The sequence below is a fragment of the Parabacteroides goldsteinii DSM 19448 = WAL 12034 genome (assembly GCF_000969835.1).
Lineage (GTDB): Bacteria > Bacteroidota > Bacteroidia > Bacteroidales > Tannerellaceae > Parabacteroides > Parabacteroides goldsteinii.
Window position 1 is genome coordinate 1,254,280 of sequence record NZ_KQ033913.1, and the last position, 1,150, is coordinate 1,255,429.

General features: G+C 43.9%; 1 protein-coding gene. It reads left to right on the forward strand.

Going from position 1 to position 1,150, the window contains the following annotated elements:
• The coding region (locus HMPREF1535_RS18130; protein WP_148499129.1) for a DUF4906 domain-containing protein at positions 1-1,150 on the forward strand (1,150 nt) is incomplete at both ends.

Here is a 1,150-nt window from a genome sequence, read left to right on the forward strand (position 1 = left end):
CTCTCCAACCTGCAATGGCAACGAAAGGAGCGGAGAGTTCTCTGAAACCGGACAAACTCTATAATTTGGAAATACAACAATACGATCGTTCCGGCGGTCGCATCGGTGGCATGTCGAATGTAGTTGCGGAACAAGAGATCGGTTCCGCAATTAGCCTGACTTTAACAGCAAACCCCGATTGCCAACTGGTGATTGTTGCCTGGGGAAAAGGTAACACAAGTACCACACTGGGTACCGGCAATCTGGCATCCGCCCAAACCAAAAGTATTAATGCTTCTGCCATATCCGAACTTAATCCGTCCAATCAAGAGCATATGAACCAGATGCCTTACGTTCTGCATCTGGAACACGTCTGCGTAGAAGGTAATACGATCAAAAGTATTGAAGGTAAAGACGTCCGTCTGTTGCTCCGTCGGCTGGCAACCCGGCTGACGCTGGATTGGACTTATTCATACAGTGGTTATCAGTTAAAACAAATCCTGTTGCAAAGTATCCCTCTTAATTATAAGGTAGTGGCTGCACCGGATAAGGACGATAAAACGTACCCTTCCTTACTAGACCAATACACCACTATACAATTGACGAGTACCGAAGTAGGTACCGGAAACTATTCCTGCTGGATACCGACCAACGTGCGTGGAACGAATTCATTAGCAACCTCCCAGACATACCGTATCAAATCGAATGCCCCGACAGGCAGTTCATATGTCGATTTTATTGCTGCCAATACTTCCGACCCCAAGAAGAAACTCAGTTATCGTGTCTATCTGGGTGGTTCAAAATCGACAGACTTCAATTTGTATGGTAATACAGATTATAATTATACGGTAAAGATCAGTCATATTGACTTACCTGTCAATGACCGCCGTGTAACGATTATCGATCCGATAGCGGCATCCGAGAATAATAACAATCTGGTGCCGACTGCCAACTGTTTCATGGTGGCTCCCGGTGGTGCATTCTGTTTTAATCCGTATACATTTTATATAAATGGAGAAACGCAACTTAATGAACAATTACATGACTGGTGTTCTACTATAAAGATTCAATCTGTTAAAGTATTATGGCAGACAAAAGAAAACGGTGATGTTGGTGACCCGGCATTAGGGGTCGTAACATCTTCTGACGATCATACAAATATTGTTGATCT